We start from the raw sequence: 17,092 nt of genomic DNA, 5'->3' as shown, positions 1-17,092 counted from the left end.
TAGGCGTGGCGTCTCGGGACCTCACTCGCTCGCAGGCCGCTCGCATCGCGCTCGCCGCACAGGGATTCACGCAGGCCCGACCGGCCGGACCGGTTACCCGCGCGCACCTGCGGCGCACCGTGCGTCGTCTGGGCTTCTTCCAGATCGATTCGGTCAACGTCCTGCAGCGGGCTCACTACCTGCCGCTGTACTCGCGGATGGGGCCGTATGACGTGGACCTCCTGCATCGGGCGTCCGGGCGAGCGCCGCGCGCCGTGTTCGAGTACTGGGCGCACGTGGCCACCTTCGTCGACATCGACCTGTGGCCGGCCATGCAGCACCGCATGCGCAGCGATCGCGGATTGTGGGGCGGTCCTGCGCAGATCGCCAGCGAGCGCCCCGACCTGGTGCAGCACGTGCTCGAGCAGGTCCGCGAACGCGGCCCGATCACGGCGAGGCAGATCGACGCCGAGCCCGATCGTGTGCGGCAGAACTGGGGCTGGAACTGGTCGCAGACCAAGCAGGCGCTGGAGTTCTTGTTCCACGCGGGCCAGGTGACCTCGGCGCGTCGCAACGCACAGTTCGAGCGCGAGTACGACCTGCCCGAACGTGTTCTCCCTGCCGAGGTGTTGAGGCGTCCGGCGCTGGGTGACGACGAGGCCCACCGGGTGCTGATCGAGCACGCCGCCCGGGCTCACGGCGTCGGTACCGAGCCGTGCCTGCGCGACTACTTCCGCACGGCTCCGCAACCCACGCAGCGTGCCGTCGCCGAGCTGGTCGAGGCGGGCACGCTGGTGCCGGTGCGCATCGAGGGATGGCCACGTCCCGCCTACCGCCATCGGGATGCGGCAATGCCCCGACAGGTCGATGCGCAGGCGCTGCTGAGCCCCTTCGATCCTCTGGTGTTCGAGCGGGCCCGCACCCAGCAGCTGTTCGACTTTCGCTACCGCATCGAGATCTACGTGCCGGCGCAGCGCCGAGAGTTCGGGTACTACGTGCTGCCGTTCCTCCTGGGGGAGCGGCTCGTGGCGCGCGTCGACCTCAAGGCGGACCGCCGCAACCGTCGACTGGTGGTGCACGGAGCCTGGGCCGAGGGGCACGCACCTGATCACACCGCGGAGGCTCTGGCCGACGAGCTCCACCTGATGGCGCACTGGCTCGATCTGGACACGGTGACACCACCTGTGGTCGGCGACCTGGCCGTGCCGCTGACCACGATTCTTCGCCGTCGCTAGACTGGGCGGGCTCCACCCCACATCTTCAGGAAGTCATCGACGTGCCCAAAGTCATCGACAAGATCCTCCGCATGGGCGAAGGCAAGATCCTTCGACAGCTCGAGGCGGTTGCGAAGCAGGTCAACTCCCTCGAGGAGGACTACGCGGCGATGTCCGACGACGAGCTGCGCGGCATGACCGACGAGTTCCGCGATCGTCTCGCGGCCGGCGAGACGGTCGACGACCTGATGCCCGAGGCCTTCGCCACGGTGCGTGAAGCGGCGTCCCGGGTCCTGGGCCAGCGGCACTTCGACGTGCAGATCATGGGCGGAGCCGCCCTGCACCTGGGCAACATCGCCGAGATGAAGACCGGCGAGGGCAAGACCTTGGTCTCGACTCTCCCGGCCTACCTCAACGCGCTGCCCGGCAAGGGCGTGCACGTGGTCACGGTCAACGACTACCTCGCCAAGTATCACGCTGAGTGGATGGGACGGGTGCACCAGTTCTTGGGCCTCACCGTCTCCATGATCATGCCGTCGATGCGACCGGCCGAGCGGCGGGAGGCCTATCTGGCCGACATCACGTACGCCACCAACAACGAGCTCGGTTTCGACTACCTGCGCGACAACATGGCCGACGACATCGCCAACTGCGTGCAGCGTGGTCACCACTACGCCGTGGTCGACGAGGTCGACTCGATCCTCATCGACGAGGCGCGCACGCCCCTGATCATCTCCGGGCCCACCGACGAAGAGGTCAAGTGGTACGGGGAGTTCGCCCGGATCATCGGTCGCATGGAGGCCGGGACGCACTTCGAGGTCGATGAGAAGAAGCGCACCATCGCGGTCACGGAGGACGGCATCTCGGTCGTCGAGGACCAGCTCGGCATCGAGAACCTCTACGACTCGGTCAACACGCCCCTGATCAGCTTCCTGAACAACGCCATCAAGGCGCAGGAGCTGTTCAAGAAGGACAAGGAGTACGTCGTCGTCGACGACTCGGTCCTGATCGTCGACGAGCACACGGGGCGCATCCTGGACGGACGTCGCTACAACGAGGGACTGCACCAGGCCATCGAGGCCAAGGAAGGCGTCCGGATCCGCGAGGAGTACCAGACGCTGGCGACCATCACGCTGCAGAACTACTTCCGGCTCTACGACAAGCTCGGCGGCATGACGGGCACGGCGCTGACCGAGGCCTCGGAGTTCGACAAGATCTACAAGCTGGGCGTCGTCCCGGTCCCCACCAACCGTCCCGTGGTCCGCGTCGACCAGCCCGATCTGGTGTATCGCACCGAAGAGGCCAAGTTTAACGCCGTCGCCGATGACATCGCCGAGCGCAATGCGAACGGTCAGCCGATCCTGGTCGGCACGACCAGCGTCGCGAAGTCCGAGCGGTTGTCCAAGCTGCTGCGCAACCGGGGCATCGTGCACGAGGTGCTCAACGCCAAGCAGCACGATCGTGAGGCCTCCATCGTGGCCATGGCCGGCCACCGGGGCGCCGTCACCGTCGCCACCAACATGGCCGGCCGCGGCACCGACATCATGCTCGGCGGCAGTGTCGAGTTCCTCGCCGACGCGACCCTGCGCAAGCAGGGCCTCGACCCGCTGGAGGACTCCGAGGCCTACGAGGCGGCGTGGTCCGACACGCTCAAGGCCATGGAGAGCCAGGTCAAGGCCGAGAAGGACCAGGTCACCGCCGCAGGCGGCCTTGCCGTGATCGGCACTGAGCGCCACGAGTCCCGTCGTATCGACAACCAGCTGCGTGGCCGCTCGGGCCGCCAGGGCGATCCGGGTGAGTCCCGGTTCTACCTGTCGCTCGAGGACGACCTGATGCGGCTGTTCAAGTCCGACTGGGTCGACTGGGTCCTGCAGACCATGAAGATCCCCGATGACGTCCCGATCGAGAACAAGCGCGTCACCGGTGCGATCGCCTCGGCGCAGTCTCAGGTCGAGGCGCAGAACTTCGACACGCGCAAGAACATCCTCAAGTACGACGACGTCATGAGCCGCCAGCGCGAGGTCATCTACACCGAGCGTCGGCAGGTGCTCGAAGGGCGCGACCTGCGCGAGTGGGTCACCGAGATGCTCGGCGAGGTCGTCGGTGCCTACGTCGGCGGTGCGACACAGGGCTTCCCCGAGGAGTGGGACCTCGAGCAGCTCTGGACCGCGCTGAAGACCCTGTACCCGGTCGGGCTGGAGATCGCGGACGTCGAGGCCGAGGCTGGTGGGCGTGAAGGCCTGAGCCGCGACACCCTCACCGTGACCCTGGTGGCCGATGCGGCCGCGCAGTACGCGGACCGCGAGGAGGCCTTGACCGCACCGGTCATGCGTGAGCTGGAACGCAAGGTCGTGCTCAGCGTGCTGGATCGCAAGTGGCGTGAGCACCTGTACGAGATGGACTATCTGCGTGAGGGCATCGGCCTGCGCGCCTACAGCCAGCGCGATCCGCTGATCGAGTATCAGCGGGAAGGCTTCGAGCTGTTCAACGCCATGATGGAGGGCATCGCCGAGGAATCGGTCGGCTTCTTGTTCAACCTCGACGTGCAGGTGCAGACTCCTGCCGAGGACGCCGGCCCCATCCAGGGGGTGGGTGAGAACCCGCAGGTGCTGGCCAAGGGTCTCGGGGGCGAGAAGAAGCAGCAGAAGCTGACCTACTCCGCGCCCAGCGAGGACGGCGACGGCGAGGTCCGCAGCACCACGGGCACGGCTGAGGCCGAGGATCTCTCGCCCGAGGACGAAGCCCGCCGTCAGGCCAATGCGAAGAGCAAGTCCCGGCAGAAGACCAAGCAGCAGAAGAAGTCCCGCAAGAACAACCGCTGAGGCTCAGCGGGATCAGGCCCACTCCAGGGCGGTGCAGCGCCAGACCATCTCACCGCGGGAGGTGGGCTGGGGCTCGAGGCGCACGGCGATGGCTCGGGATCGTCCGTGCTGCACCATGCGTGCCGCCACCTCGGCGATCTGCTCGTCGACCATCGACACGTGGACGGACACCAGGCGCGCCGTGGAACGCGGCAGGGGCCGCCCTGGGACCAAGCGGCCGCCGATCGCGAGGCGGCGCTGCAGCTCGGCATGAACGTCAGGGCTCATCCACGTGGCCATCTGGCGAGCCGGTCGTTCGCCGGACAGCACCTCGACCAGGGCCTGCATGAATCGGGCACACCGGTGGCGCAGCGGCCCGATGTCGTCACGTTCGACCGGGACCGGCAGGACCGGGGCGACGCCGGGGAAGGGCAGCGGAATCTGGGCAGGGGCACCCAGCAGCTCCTCCTCGCCCCACACGGGTGCGCGAGGGACGGTGGCCAGTGCGGTGGCGGTCTTCATGAGGCGTCCTGTTCTGTGGGGCCTGTGTCGGGAGTGGTGAGCACCTGACCCGGTCGGATCAGGTGCGGATCGGTGCCGACGACGTCACGGTTCGCGTCGTACCAGGCGTGCCACGCCTGGGTGACCTGCGTGGTCGAGGCGTGGCCGGGCAGGCCCTCGGCCGCGATCGACCACAAGGTGTCGCCCGGCTGGACCGTGATGGTGCTGACCGCGGGGGTGCTGACCGAGGGTGGCCGGACTGAGTCGGCCTGAGCCTGGGGCGACCTGGTCGCGTCGAGCGCAGCGGTGGCGACGGGCCGGTCGGGTAGAGGGAGCCCTGCGAGGTCGTGGCGTTGATCGGCCTGGGCTGGGCCGGCGACTGCCACGACCGAGAGGACACCGACCGTGGCAGGCACGATGAGTGCCGACCGCAGCGTGCGGGGCACACCGGGCAGCTGGATGTGGGCCAGGGCGCCGAGGAGCACCAGGAGGATCCAGCCGGCCACTCCCAGCAGGGCCAGCTGAGCCAGCCCGACCAGTGCGGCTGGGAAGTCCGGGCCGACCACCTGACCGAGTGCCTGGGGAGCCGACGGCGCGACGACGCCGACCACGCCAGCTGCACTCAGTCCGGTCAGCCGGCCGCATCGGGTCAGCATCATGTCGAACCTTTCCGTAACGTTTGATGACGTTTGAGACATTTGCATGACGCTGCAGCCCTGTCAATGGCCTGGAGGACGGCCTGTGGGGTACCGTGCCGTCATGCGCTGGGACAGGTTGTTCGCTGACCTCGAAGCCGTGAGCGTCGAGATCGCGAAGTCAGAGGCGGAGGGACTGGCCGGCGACCTGCGGGACGAGATCTGGGCCGAGACGTCGTGGCGTGACCTGATCGGGGGTCAGGTGGTGCTCGAGGTCAGCGGTGCGGGTCAGGTGACCGGCGAGGTGGCGGCCATCAACGAGCGCCTGATCCGACTGCGTGCAGGCATGGGCGGGCATCTCGTGGCGTGTTCAGCGGTCTCTGGAGTGCTGGCCGCTGAACGACGGGCAGACCCGCCGAGCCGCATCGACGCGGCGATGGGGTGGGGGCAGGCGCTGCGACGGCTGCGCGATGACGCGGGCTCGGTGCGGCTCGTGCTCGGCGACGGGCGCACGTTCGACGGTTCGATCGAGGTGGTCGGGCACGACTTCGTCCGCCTGACCGCAGGGAGCGCGACGCGAACCGTGGTGCTCGACGCCATCGCCGTGGTCACCTCGGCGGGCTGATTCTCAGGACGAGGAGAGGTCCTCGGACTCCTCGGTCAGGCTGGCGTCGGTGCGGGCGTACTGCCGGGCGATGTAGTCCTCGAGCTCGCTGTTCTCGATCCGCCACTGGCCGCGACCGCCGATCTGGATGCCACGGAGATCGCCGGCCCGCACGAGGGCGTAGACCTGTCGGACGGTCACGTTGAGCACCTCGGCCACGTCGGGCAACGTGAGGAAACGCGGACTTGGTGCCATGTCCTCAGTGTTCCACGGGCTGGTGTCAGCCTTCTGCAGCACCGGGTGCGCCTGTGGAGAAGTGGATCACGGGGTAGACGTGAACGGGTGTCCCCGGTAGAAAGTGGTCATGACGAACTGGCGGGGGGCCAGGGAACCCGCCTCGCGGGCCGAGCGCCTCACACTCAAACCATGGACCGATCCACGCCTGCTGCTGGGGGTGCTGCTCGTGCTCGCCGCCACCGTGGGCGGAGCGCGACTCGTGGCCCTGGGCGATGAGTCGGTGCAGTACTGGGCGGTCGCCTCCGACGTTCGCGCCGGAACCCCGTTGGTCGCCGATCACCTCGAGGCGCGCCCGGTCGAGCTGTCGGGAGCCTCGGCCGAACGCTATCTACGTGTCGACGACGAGCTGCCGGCAGCGATGGGTGACCTGCAGTGGGACCGCGACGTCACCTCGGGTGAGCTGCTGGACGGGGCTGCTCTGGTGGACCGGGGACTCGACGACCTGCGCGAGGTGCCTCTCACGGTCACCGAGGGAGCAGCCCCTGCCAATCTGCGCGCCGGGGACCAGGTCGAGATCTGGGTCGGCCCCGGTCCCGGCGACACCGCCGACCAGACCTCACTGCGAGTGCTGGCCGACGCGCGGGTGATCGACAGCGGTGGCGAGGCCGGATCGCTCGGGGGTGCCCTGGCGCGCACCGTGCTCGTGCGGGTCCCTGCCGCGCAGGTCACCGGCGAGACCGTGTCGACGATCGCGGCTGGCCACGTCACCGTCGTGCGGGTCGGCTAGTGGACGTCGTGCTGGCTGCCGGGGGCGCGGCGTGGGAGTCGCAGGTCCTGGCTCACCTCGAGCGTTCGAGCCGGTTGCGGCTGGTGAGACGGTGTGTCGACCTCGCAGACCTGCTGGCTGTCATCGGTACCGATCTCGCACCGGTCGCGCTGATCTCGACCGAGCTGCCCGGGCTCGACCTCGATGTGCTGGACCGACTCGACCGCGGCGGTGTCCGGGTGGTGCCGGTCGAGGCCACGCCCGAGCAGGCTGCTCGTTTCGGGCTGGGGCGCCCCTATGGCGTCGAGGATCTCGACGACGTCGCGGCACTGGAGCTCCTCGCTCCGGCCGAGGCCACACCGAGAGCGCCGCTGCTCGCGGTGTGGGGGCCTGCCGGGGCGCCGGGTCGCAGCTCAGTGGCACTGGCGCTGTCCTCAGCGCTGGCCGCCCGGGGTTCAGACACGGTGCTGGTCGACGCTGACGTCGACGGTGGAGCGCAGGCTCAGATGCTCGGTGTCCTGAATGACGTGTCTGGATGGGTCGCCGCGTGTCGAGCCGCCAACCAGGGTCGCGCGATCGACATCGACGAGCATGCCGAACAGGTGGAGACTCGTCTGCGCCTGGTCAGTGGCCTGCCGCGCCCCGACATGTGGTCCCAGGTCCGGCCGGGGGCCTTTGATCTCGTCCTCGATCGCCTCACGGAGACCTCCGACGCGGTCGTCGTGGACTGCGGGCACGGCATCGAGATCACCGGACCCGGCGGCCCGGGCCGCCACGCCAGCACGGTCCAGGTCCTGGAGCGGGCCGAGGAGATCGTCGTCGTGGGACGCGCCGAGCCGCTGGGCCTGACCCGCCTGGTTCGTGCTCTGCACGACCTCGCGACGATCGCGCCGGGACGCGCGCCTCGGGTGCTGATCAACATGTCACGCCGCAGCCTCGGCTGGTCGGACCGTGAGGTCGATGCCACGGTCTCCCGACTCACCGGCATCACGCCCCAGGCTCACCTGCCGTTCGACCAGCCCACCTGGGATGCCGCCGCCATCGCGGGCCGCACGCCCCGTGCCACGGCCCCGGGCTCGCCGTTCGTCGCCCGGGTCGAGGCCTTCGCCGCCACCCTGCGGCCAGCCCGGTGACCGGGTGGTAACTTCATCGCTGACGAAGGAGTGCGATGCAACGGTTGAGCCCGCTGGATGCCATGTTTCTACAGCAGGACAGCCCCACCGTGCCGCGCCAGGTGGCATCGCTCGCGATCCTCGAGCCCGGCGCTGAGCTGGACCACGACCGCCTCGTCCGGGTGATCAACGAGCGGATCGACCTGGTGCCGCGCTATCGCCAGGTGCCGCGTCTCGTGCCCGGCGGACTGGGCACCCCAGTGTGGCTGGACGACGAGAACTTCGACATCGCCCTGCACGTGCGCCGCTCCGCCCTGCCGCGTCCGGGCAGCCGCGACGCGCTGCACGAGCTCGTGGGTCGCCTCATCGCCCGACGTCTCGATCTGGACCGGTCGCTGTGGGAGCTGTACCTGATCGAGGGCTACCAGGGTGATCGTCTGGCCCTGCTGTTCAAGGCGCACCAGGCGCTCGTCGATGGATCGCACACCATCGACCTGGCGCAGGTGCTGCTGGAGGAGACGGCCCACGAGCGCGACATCCCCCACGAGGACTGGCAACCGCGTCGCTCGCCGAGCTCGGCCGGGCTGGTCCGCAGCACGCTGAACCACAACGTGCGCCACGTGGGTGAGGCGCTGCGCGTCACCGAGCACAACCTCGGTCGTCTGGCACGCCGACTGCCGGTGATCGGTGCGGACGGAAGCGTCCCGCGCACGGTCTTGTCGACCGAGCTGAGTCGACATCGCCGCTTCGCCACCCTGGCGACCGACCTCGATCAGTTCCGCCGGGTGCGTGAGGCCCACGGCGGAACCGTCAACGACGTGATCCTGGCCGCAATCGCAGGTGGCATCCGCGGCTGGATGCTGACCCGAGCCGAGCCGGTCACGGCGAAGACGAGCTTTCGGGCCATGGTGCCCATGTCGGTCGCCTCGTCGGACGGGCTTCCCACCTCGCTGGGATCCACCGTCCGTGGGCACCTCCTATCGCTGCCGGTGGGCGAGACCAATCCGGTGGTGCGGCTGCACCAGGTGTCGTACGCGCTGCAGGACCATCGCGAGACCGGGTCGGCGGTCGCGGCGAACACCTTGGCCAACCTGCCGGGCTTCGCCACCTCGACATTTCATGCCGTGGGCGCACGCGTCGCCGACGCCGAGTCCGGCCGGGGCCACCAGATCGTCATCACCAACGTGCCGGGACCGCAAGATCCGGTGTACATGGCCGGGGAGGCCGTCGCCGAGGTGTATCCCTGCATCCCGTTGAGTGGCCACCGCGCATTGTCGATCGGCGTCACGTCGTACCGCAGCAAGGTCTTCTTCGGCATCGTGGCGGATCGCGAGGCCGTGCCCGACGTCGACGTGCTGGCCCAGTGCATCGAGGACGCGCTCGACGAGCTGGTGGAGACCGTGACGTCACGTCGCGGCCGGGCTCCACGGGGTCGCCAGCGCCCCAGCAAGAAGTGAGGTGTCGCTCATGAGGATCTACCTGCCGATCGAGGCCGACCACCTGCAGCAGCTGGCTGCCGGGCGGGCTGTCGAGGTCGAGGGCTACCTGCCGTCGTCCACGGATGAGGAGGACGAGCTCGCAGCCCTGGAGACGGCAGCCGAGCAGGGCCGCATCGTCGCGGTCGCCGAGACGACCGACCCCGATGGACCCATCACGCTGGACCTCGTCGAGGCCTTGCACGTCGCAGTCGACGACAGCGGCGACCTCGCGTGGTTCGGCACGCAGGAGATCGCCGCTGTCATCGAGCTGGTGCAGGGCAGCTAGCTACAGCTTGGTCATCCCGAAGGCGACCTCTTCCTTCAGCGAGGAGACGATCGCCTTGGCGACCTCGGGCTCGATCTTGCGACCCAGCAGGGGGATCGAGACCTTGGCATCGCCCTTGACCTCAAAGACGGTGCCGCTGGAGCTTTTGGTCAGCGACGCGACGCCCACCATCTCGGCCGGCTGCCCCACGATCGAGACCTTGACGTCCGCGGTGCGGGTGCCGTGGGCGTCGGGTCCACTCCACTTCTCGGTCTGCTTGACCTTGACGGTCGAGCCGGTGATCTTCTTGACGAACTCGGGCATCGCGGCCGCCTGGGTGCGCGAGACGCTGACCGTGCAGCCGTCGCCATCCGGCTCGACGGTGACGTCGATGTCGGAGGACTCCTGGTGCTCGCACGACTCGGTCCGGAACGCCTGGTCGGAGATCAGGCCGTACACGGCCTCGACGTCGGCGCCGGTGTAGGTCAGCGACTCATTGATCTTGGTCATCTCGGCGCCTATTCGGTGGGAGTGGACTCGACGGCCGGAGTGGACGCGGCACCCTTGAGCTCGGACAGCCGTGCCTCGATCTCGAGGGCGTCGCTGTCGGCCTCGAGCTCGTCGAACTGCGCGTCGAGGCTGGACGACGCGAGCTCGGCCTGGCCCGCGACCTGAGCCTCGACCCGGCGCACCTTCTCCTCGAAACGGGACACCTCGCTGGTCGGATCGAGCACGTCGATCGACTTGACGGCGTTCTGCACCTTGGCCTGCGCGTCAGCGGTCTTCTGACGAGCGACGAGCTGGTCGCGCTTGCTCTGCAGCTCCTCGAGCTTGCCGCGCATCCCGATGAGGCCGGTCTTGAGCTTCTCGACGACCTCGTTCTGGGACGCGATCTGGGGGGCGGCGGACTTGGCCTCACCCTCGTAGCTGATCTGCTTGCCCAGTGCGACCTTGGCGAGATTGTCGAACCGGTCGGCCTCGTCGGGCTGGCCCGAGGTGCGCAGTGAATCGGCCTTCCGCGAAGCGGCCAGCGCCTTGGCGCCCCATTCCTGGGAGGCCTGGATGTCTTCGCGGTGGTCGGCTTCGGCCATCCGCAGGTTGCCGATGGTCTGGGCCACGGCCTCCTCGGCCTCGGCGATGGAGTTGGTGTAGTCACGCACCAGCTGATCGAGCATCTTCTCGGGGTCCTCGGCCTTGTCGAGGAGGGAGTTGATGTTGGCCCGGGTCAGCTGGGTAACTCGTCCGAGGATCGACTGCTTCTGGTTCATCGTCTGCGCTTTCTGTGGGGTACGCCTGAGTCTGTCCTGTTTACAGCCCTCAATCTAGAACCATGAGGTCATGGGCCTCTCGTTGCCTGGCCGGGGAGCGTCGCAGGATCGACCAGGACCCGCCGCTGCGTGCCATCGGGAGCCTCAGCCGCCGAGCAGGGCGTCCAGCAGGTCACCGACGAGGTCGGGCTCGTCCGGCGATGGGCTGGGGGTGGGACGCGGCTCGGGAGTGTTCGGAGCCGGTCGAGGCGGCGGGGCCACGGTCCGATCGGGGCGTGGGCTGGCCTGATGCGGCGAGCTGCTGCTGCCACCCCCGGCGGAGGGGGATGGAGAGGACTGGCTGGGGGGCCGAGTGGTCGGGTCGGTCGTCGGTGTCTGGCGCGTCGGCGGGGTCGGATCCGGGTCGGCGGTCTCTGCGTCACCGTTGTCGGGCTCGGGAGTCTCCTCGTCCTCGGTCGAGGGGAGATCGGCGGGTGGCGTGCTCCGGCTCGGCGGCGCCTCGGCGAGGTTGACGGGGGCCGGGTCGGAGGATCCGCCGGCGAAGGTGATGACGGAGGCGGCGGCGACCATGGTCATCACGGCAGCGGCGACCAGCTTGCCGAGACGAGGAATCTTCTGCACGACGCGATCTCCTGGGAGGGACGAAGGGGCGCATCAGCGCCGGAGGCTCATTGTCACTGTAACGACGGGGCTGCCATCGCGCAGCATCCTGATGCCGACGGAGCGGCCTGTGGTGGCGGGTCCATGCCAGGTGGCACAGTGTGATCGGGGTCGACCAATGCGTCGGCCGGGGCGGAGGCAGGCATGGTGCACGCGATCGACGATCACTTCGTCGCGCAGGTCCAGCGCTGGACCGGCGCTCCCGAGCTCGCGTCGGCGCGCGCCGATCCGATGGCCGCCCAGGTCGAGCCGCATCGGCTGCTGACCGTGTTCGAGGCGCAGACCGAGAGCCGCCATCTCGACTTCGCGGCCCGCTGGCTGCAGAGCGAGGGCGAGGGCTTCTACACGATCGGATCGGCCGGGCACGAGAGCAATGCGACGGTCGCGTCTGCGCTGCGCCCCACCGATCCGGCCCTGCTGCACTATCGATCGGGCGGCTTCTATGCGGCTCGGGCTCGGCAGGTTCCAGGTTCCAGTCCGATCGAGGACGTGCTGCACAGCATGGCCGTGTCGGTGTTCGACCCGATCTCCGGTGGCCGTCACAAGGTGTTCGGTCACCCCGACCTGTCGGTCATCCCGCAGACCTCGACGATCGGCTCGCACCTGCCACGTGCGGTGGGGTTGGCCTTCTCCCTGCCGCGCGCTCACCAGCTGAGAGCGCAGGTGCCGTGGCCGCGCGACTCCGTGGTCGTGGCCAGCTTCGGTGACGCCTCGGCCAATCACTCCACGACCCAGGGTGCGCTCAATGCTGCGTCGTACATCTCCTGCAACCATCTGCCGATCCCGCTGCTGCTGATCTGCGAGGACAACGGGATCGGGATCAGCACCCCCACGCCACCGGGATGGATCGAGTCCGCGTTGTCCCGCTACGACGGCATCTCGTTCCACCAGGTCGATGGCACGTCACCGGCCGAAGCGTTGTTGATGATGGACCGCGTCGTGCAGGAGGTTCGTTTCTCGCGGCGGCCCGCGGTCGTCCACCTGCAGACCGTGCGGTTCATGGGGCACGCCGGGTCCGACGCCGAGGTCGCCTACCGGACGCCTGCGGTGATCGCCGCCGACCACGACCGGGATCCGCTGCTGGCCACCGCGGCCACGCTGGTGGCCACCGGCCAGCTCAGCGCCACCGAGGTGCTGCAGCGATATGAACGGGTCCGCCGAGAGGTGATGGCCTCCGCCGAGGCCATGTGTGGCACCGAGAGGCTCACCACCGCGGACGACGTCATGGAGCCCCTGACCGCCCGTCACGCGCGTGCGGTGCAGCTGGGGGTGGGTCTGGCGGCCGACGATCGCCGGAGCCGTTTCGAGGGCAGGTTGCCGGAAGAGGCCGGGCCGCTCACGTTGGCCCAGTCGATCAATGCGACGCTGACCGACGTCATGGCCGCGCGGCCGCACAGCGTGGTGTTCGGCGAGGACGTCGCGGTCAAGGGCGGCGTCTACGGCGTCACACGGGGTCTGCGCAAGACCTTCGGACCCGCTCGCGTGTTCGACTCGATCCTCGACGAACAGACCGTGCTGGGCACCGCGCTCGGTGCGGCCCTGGCCGGTCTGCTGCCGATTCCCGAGATCCAGTACCTCGCCTACGTGCACAACGCCGAGGATCAGCTGCGTGGCGAAGCGGCGTCGTTGCGATTCTTCTCGGCCGGGCAGCACGCCAACGGCATGGTCGTGCGCATCGCCGGACTGGCCTACCAGAAGGGATTCGGCGGGCACTTCCACAACGACAACTCCGTCGCGGTCCTGCGGGACATCCCGGGTCTCGTGCTGGCCGTCCCCAGTCATCCGGCCGAGGCCTCCGACCTGCTGCGCACGTGTGTCGCGCTGGCCCAGGAAGAGGGGCGGGTGTGCGTGTTCCTCGAGCCGATCGCCCAGTACCACCAGCGCGATTTGCTCCCCGGTGACGGCGCCTGGCTCGCTGACTACCGGCCCCCTGCAGAGACCGACACGACGACCTTCGAGCACGTCTCGACCCACGGCGACGGCACCGACCTGCTGATGGTGACGTTCGGCAACGGCGTGCACATGAGCTGGCAGGCAGCCGATCGTCTGGCGACCGACGGAGTCTCGTGCACCACGCTCGACCTGCGGTGGTTGGCGCCCTTGCCCGAGGCCGATCTGCTCGAGCACGCGGCCCGATTCGATCGGGTGCTCGTGGTCGATGAGACCCGCCGCAGCGGTGGTGTCGGCGAGGCCGTCGTGTCAGCCCTGGTGGAGGGGCAGTACCCGGGCCGGATCGGCCGGGTCGCCAGTCGGGACTCCTTCGTGCCGCTGGGACCGGCCGCCGCGACCGTGCTGCTGTCCGTCGACGACATCGTGCGCGGAGCGACCGACCTGCTGGCCTAGGTGCGTGACCTGGCGAACCATCACCTGCCCCGACTACGGACCGTCGGGCGACGGTTCGGTCTGGGGTTCGGGTTCGGGGGCGCCGCCCGGGCCGGGGTCGCCGCCGGGCAGCACCTCGGGGAACTCCGGATCAGGTAGATCGGGGGACTCTGACGGATCGCTCTCGAACGGGTCGGCCTCGTCGGGTTCCGGGGGTGCGATGGTCATGAGATCTCCCTCGATTGGTGTGCGTCCTGTGTACCCCGTTCGCCTGAGACGAATCAAGGGTGCGGCTCACGTCCAGTCGCCGCGGCGGCCCTGCTTGGTCTGCGATCGCCGCTTCTTCGACTCGTTGGTGCGGCGCACCGATCCGCGGGTCGGGCGGGTGGCGCGCCGACTCTTGGGCGGGACGACAGCGGCGGCCACCAGGTCTTGCAGGCGAGCCCTGGCGGATTCGCGATTGCGATGCTGGGAGCGGTACTGCGACGACACCACGGTGATCGTGCCGTCGATGAGGCGATGCTTCAGGACGGCGGCGGCCCGCGCCTTCTGCTCGGGGGTGAGCACGGTGGTGTCGGTGAGTGACCAGGTCAGCTCGACCCGGGTGTCGCTGGTGTTGACGTGCTGACCGCCCGGGCCCGAGCTGCGGCTGAACTTCCAGCCCAGCTCGCGCTCGGGAATCGGGTGCACGGTGGACAGACTTCAGCACCAGCGCCGATCGGTCAACCGCCCGCGACGTAGCTGGTGAGCTGGTCGCGCTCGAACTCGAGCTGCTCCATGCGGTGCTTGACGGCGTCGCCGATGCTCAGGACTCCGACGACCTTGCCGTCCTCGAGCACCGGCACGTGACGGACGCGGTGCTCGGTCATCATGACCATCAGGGCGGCGAAGGAGTCGTCGGGAGCGCAGACCCGCACATCGGTGGTCATGATGTCGGCGATCTTGGTCTCGCGGGCGTTGCTCGTGCCGCGCAGCTTGCGGACGATGTCGCGCTCGCTGACGATCCCGACCATGGACGACCCGTCGGCACTGACCACCAGTGCGCCGACGTTGAGGTCGGCCAGTCGGTCGAGCAGCTCGGCGACCGTCGCATCAGGCAGGACGGTGAAGACCTCGCTGCTTCCCTTGGACGCCATCACGTCGCGTACCTTCATCGAACCAGCTCCTTGGATCTTGGGGTGCTGGAACTGTAACGCGAGTCACACGTTCAGGACAGGTCCTCGGACGGGCGGCGGTCGAAGGCGAAGGACCGCACGTTGTCGGACGGATCGCGCGGTCCCGGCTCGGGCTCGTCGTCCCAGCCCTCGTGCGCCGTTGCTCCGTCGGGAAAATGGCCGACGTAGGCCATGGCCTCGTCGTGCAGCAGTCCGTTGGTGCCCAGGGCGTTGTCGCCCCACGGTCCGGGGTCGCCGGCGAGACTGGTGAAGCGGCCTCCCGCTTCGCGCACGATGATGTCCAGCGCCGCCATGTCCCAGACCTTGAGCTCGGGTTCGGCCGCGATGTCGACGGTGCCCTCGGCCAGCAGCATGTAGGACCAGAAGTCGCCATAGGCGCGCGTGCGCCAGCAACGCCGCAGCAGGGCTGCGAAGGCGTCAGCCTTGCCGAGCTGCTCCCACCCGCCCAACGAGGCGTACGACATCGAGGCGTTGCCGAGCGCAGACACCCGAGAGACGCCGATGCGTCGTGCGGAGGCCATCGACCTGCCCGTGAAGGCTCCGTCGCCCACGGAGGCCCACCAGCGGCGGCCCAGAGCGGGCGCTGACACGCAGCCCGCCACGATCTGGCCGTCGTCCTCGAGGGCGATCAACGTGGCCCAGACCGGCACGCCGCGCACGAAGTTGGAGGTGCCGTCAATGGGATCGATGATCCAGCGTCGGCCCACCGTCTCGATCTCGTCATCACCGGTGCGAGGGGCGGACGAGCCCTCTTCCTCGCCCAAGACCTGGTCGCGAGAACGGGCCGACTTCAGCGTTCGCCGGATGGCGGCCTCGACCGCCTGGTCCGACTCGGTCACGTAGGTCATGTCCGGCTTGGTCTCGATCTTGAGATCCACGGCCCCGAACCGGTCCATCGAGAGACTGTCCGCGTTGTCGGCGAGCATGTGCGCGAGGCGCAGATCGTCGTTGTACACAGAAGCCATGGCCCCACGATAGAGGCGCGAGGGCGCGAATCGTGGATCTGCCGGTGGGTCTTGGCCCTCAGTCGCCCAGTACTCAGTCGCGATGGTCGCGGCTGGCCAGCATCCGACGGAACGACGCGACCCGCGGCTCGGGCAGCCGGCCGGCTGCCACGGCGACGTCGAGCGCGCACTCGGGCTCGTCGGGAGTGTGGGGACATCCGCGCGGGCAGTCGACCGCGACGTCCTGCAGGTCGGGAAAGGCGCGGATCAGCTCGCTGACCTGCACGTGGGCCAGCCCGAAGGAGCGGATGCCCGGGGTGTCGATGATGCGGCCGCCGGTCAGCCCATCACCTGCGGGCAGGGCGAGGCTGATCGCCGACGTGGAGGTGTGACGGCCGCGACCAGTGACGGCGTTGACGTGGCTGGTGACCCGCTCGGCGTCGGGGACCAGCTCGTTGACCAGGGTGGACTTGCCGACGCCGCTGTGCCCGACCATGGCGGTGACGTGGCCGTCGAGCACGGCGCGGATCGCCTCGATGTCTCCGCCGCGCTGGGTGACCAGCACCTGCACGCCCAACGGTTCCAGCTGGGCGAGCATGGCATCGGGCGAGGCGAGATCGGCCTTGGTCAGGCAGACCAGGGGAGTCATGCCGGCGTCGAAGGCAGCCACGAGGCACCGGTCCACCAGGCCTGGACGCGGTGGCGGGTCAGCCAGCGCGGCGACCACCATCAGCTGGTCCGCGTTGGCCACGATGATGCGCTCGATCGGGTCGTCGTCGTCGGCGGTGCGTCGAAGCACGGTCGACCGCGGTTCGACCTCGACGATCCGGGCCAAGGATCCCTCGTCGCCGGTGATGTCACCCACGACCCGGGCGATGTCACCCACCACGACACCCTTGCGGCCGAGCCCCCGTGACTTGACCGCCGTGACCGATCGGATACTGGACGATCCGCCTGCGGAGGAGGAGTCATCGAAGGCGACGGTGTAGCGGCCGCGGTCGATCGTCACGACCCGCCCCGTCGCTGCGTCGGAGTAGTCGGGGCGAACCTTGGTACGTGGCTGCGAGCGGCGGCGCGGTCGCTCGAAGGCCGCGTGCTCGTCGTCGTCTCGGCGTGACACGTCAGGCCATC

General features: G+C 69.0%; 19 protein-coding genes. 8 read left to right on the top strand and 11 right to left on the bottom strand.

Annotation, left to right across the window (positions count from 1 at the left end; translation table 11 throughout):
* Window positions 1-5 precede the first annotated feature (5 nt).
* Together ACHAA3_RS01180 and secA are read left to right on the top strand one after the other, a co-directional pair.
* Window positions 6-1,214 (top strand): winged helix-turn-helix domain-containing protein, encoded by a 1,209-nt coding sequence (locus ACHAA3_RS01180; protein ID WP_435707099.1) that lies wholly within the window; start codon window positions 6-8, stop codon window positions 1,212-1,214.
* 53 nt (window positions 1,215-1,267) lie between these two features.
* Window positions 1,268-4,015, top strand: coding sequence for a preprotein translocase subunit SecA (gene secA / locus ACHAA3_RS01175; protein WP_435707567.1), 2,748 nt, complete (start codon window positions 1,268-1,270; stop codon window positions 4,013-4,015).
* Window positions 4,016-4,027: 12 nt separating this feature from the next.
* Here the strand turns inward: secA and ACHAA3_RS01170 are convergent, their stop codons facing one another.
* Both ACHAA3_RS01170 and ACHAA3_RS01165 read right to left on the bottom strand, forming a co-directional pair.
* Window positions 4,028-4,516, bottom strand: coding sequence for an Rv3235 family protein (locus tag ACHAA3_RS01170; RefSeq protein ID WP_435707098.1), 489 nt, complete (start codon window positions 4,514-4,516; stop codon window positions 4,028-4,030).
* A complete protein-coding gene (locus tag ACHAA3_RS01165) occupies window positions 4,513-5,154 on the bottom strand; it encodes a LysM peptidoglycan-binding domain-containing protein (protein ID WP_435707097.1) in 642 nt (213 codons plus the stop codon). The genes ACHAA3_RS01170 and ACHAA3_RS01165 overlap by 4 nt, the downstream gene beginning before the upstream one ends.
* Window positions 5,155-5,254: 100 nt before the next feature.
* Here ACHAA3_RS01165 and ACHAA3_RS01160 point away from each other — a divergent pair, with 100 nt between their 5' ends.
* Window positions 5,255-5,755, top strand: a complete 501-nt coding sequence (locus tag ACHAA3_RS01160; protein WP_435707096.1) for a hypothetical protein — start codon at window positions 5,255-5,257, stop codon at window positions 5,753-5,755.
* Window positions 5,756-5,758: 3 nt separating this feature from the next.
* Here ACHAA3_RS01160 and ACHAA3_RS01155 read toward each other — a convergent pair whose 3' ends face one another.
* Window positions 5,759-5,989 (bottom strand): helix-turn-helix domain-containing protein, encoded by a 231-nt coding sequence (locus ACHAA3_RS01155; protein WP_435707095.1) that lies wholly within the window; start codon window positions 5,987-5,989, stop codon window positions 5,759-5,761.
* Between the two features lie 109 nt (window positions 5,990-6,098).
* Between ACHAA3_RS01155 and ACHAA3_RS01150 the strand changes: the two genes are divergently transcribed.
* From ACHAA3_RS01150 to ACHAA3_RS01135, 4 genes are read left to right on the top strand one after another with little or no spacing between them, the layout of a single operon-like run.
* On the top strand, window positions 6,099-6,758 hold the full coding sequence (locus tag ACHAA3_RS01150) for a hypothetical protein (protein WP_435707094.1): 660 nt from the start codon (window positions 6,099-6,101) through the stop codon (window positions 6,756-6,758).
* Window positions 6,758-7,870 (top strand): AAA family ATPase, encoded by a 1,113-nt coding sequence (locus ACHAA3_RS01145; RefSeq protein ID WP_435707093.1) that lies wholly within the window; start codon window positions 6,758-6,760, stop codon window positions 7,868-7,870. Before ACHAA3_RS01150 ends, ACHAA3_RS01145 begins: the two co-directional genes overlap by 1 nt.
* A 35-nt stretch (window positions 7,871-7,905) precedes the next feature.
* On the top strand, window positions 7,906-9,306 hold the full coding sequence (locus tag ACHAA3_RS01140) for a WS/DGAT/MGAT family O-acyltransferase (RefSeq protein ID WP_435707092.1): 1,401 nt from the start codon (window positions 7,906-7,908) through the stop codon (window positions 9,304-9,306).
* Window positions 9,307-9,316: 10 nt separating this feature from the next.
* Window positions 9,317-9,613 (top strand): hypothetical protein, encoded by a 297-nt coding sequence (locus ACHAA3_RS01135; protein WP_435707091.1) that lies wholly within the window; start codon window positions 9,317-9,319, stop codon window positions 9,611-9,613.
* Here ACHAA3_RS01135 and ACHAA3_RS01130 read toward each other — a convergent pair whose 3' ends face one another.
* The 3 genes from ACHAA3_RS01130 to ACHAA3_RS01120 all read right to left on the bottom strand — a co-directional run bounded on the left by ACHAA3_RS01130 (window position 9,614) and on the right by ACHAA3_RS01120 (window position 11,481).
* Complete coding sequence (locus ACHAA3_RS01130) at window positions 9,614-10,102, bottom strand: DUF2505 domain-containing protein (protein ID WP_435707090.1); 489 nt, start codon at window positions 10,100-10,102, stop codon at window positions 9,614-9,616.
* Between the two features lie 8 nt (window positions 10,103-10,110).
* Entirely contained in the window at window positions 10,111-10,860 is a 750-nt protein-coding gene (locus ACHAA3_RS01125) for a PspA/IM30 family protein (protein ID WP_435707089.1), read from the bottom strand.
* 144 nt (window positions 10,861-11,004) lie between these two features.
* Window positions 11,005-11,481, bottom strand: coding sequence for a hypothetical protein (locus tag ACHAA3_RS01120; protein ID WP_435707088.1), 477 nt, complete (start codon window positions 11,479-11,481; stop codon window positions 11,005-11,007).
* A 183-nt stretch (window positions 11,482-11,664) separates the two neighbouring features.
* Between ACHAA3_RS01120 and ACHAA3_RS01115 the strand changes: the two genes are divergently transcribed.
* Entirely contained in the window at window positions 11,665-13,863 is a 2,199-nt protein-coding gene (locus ACHAA3_RS01115; protein WP_435707087.1) for a thiamine pyrophosphate-dependent enzyme, read from the top strand.
* A 33-nt stretch (window positions 13,864-13,896) separates the two neighbouring features.
* Here ACHAA3_RS01115 and ACHAA3_RS01110 read toward each other — a convergent pair whose 3' ends face one another.
* From ACHAA3_RS01110 to rsgA, 5 genes are all read right to left on the bottom strand, one after another.
* Window positions 13,897-14,070 carry a hypothetical protein gene (locus ACHAA3_RS01110; protein WP_435707086.1) on the bottom strand — a complete coding sequence of 58 codons (174 nt, stop codon included), beginning with the start codon at window positions 14,068-14,070 and terminating at the stop codon, window positions 13,897-13,899.
* Between the two features lie 66 nt (window positions 14,071-14,136).
* A complete protein-coding gene (gene arfB, locus ACHAA3_RS01105) occupies window positions 14,137-14,532 on the bottom strand; it encodes an alternative ribosome rescue aminoacyl-tRNA hydrolase ArfB (protein ID WP_435707085.1) in 396 nt (131 codons plus the stop codon).
* Between the two features lie 32 nt (window positions 14,533-14,564).
* On the bottom strand, window positions 14,565-14,996 hold the full coding sequence (locus ACHAA3_RS01100; protein ID WP_435707084.1) for a CBS domain-containing protein: 432 nt from the start codon (window positions 14,994-14,996) through the stop codon (window positions 14,565-14,567).
* Between the two features lie 53 nt (window positions 14,997-15,049).
* Complete coding sequence (locus ACHAA3_RS01095; RefSeq protein WP_435707083.1) at window positions 15,050-15,982, bottom strand: inositol monophosphatase family protein; 933 nt, start codon at window positions 15,980-15,982, stop codon at window positions 15,050-15,052.
* 73 nt (window positions 15,983-16,055) lie between these two features.
* Window positions 16,056-17,081, bottom strand: coding sequence for a ribosome small subunit-dependent GTPase A (rsgA, locus tag ACHAA3_RS01090; protein WP_435707082.1), 1,026 nt, complete (start codon window positions 17,079-17,081; stop codon window positions 16,056-16,058).
* Window positions 17,082-17,092 lie beyond the last annotated feature (11 nt).

It is taken from the genome of Aeromicrobium sp. CF3.5, from assembly GCF_051262695.1.
In the GTDB taxonomy this organism is placed as follows: Bacteria; Actinomycetota; Actinomycetes; order Propionibacteriales; family Nocardioidaceae; genus Aeromicrobium.
Note: the sequence above shows the minus strand (reverse complement) of the source record. Positions and strands in the feature narration are given on the sequence as shown.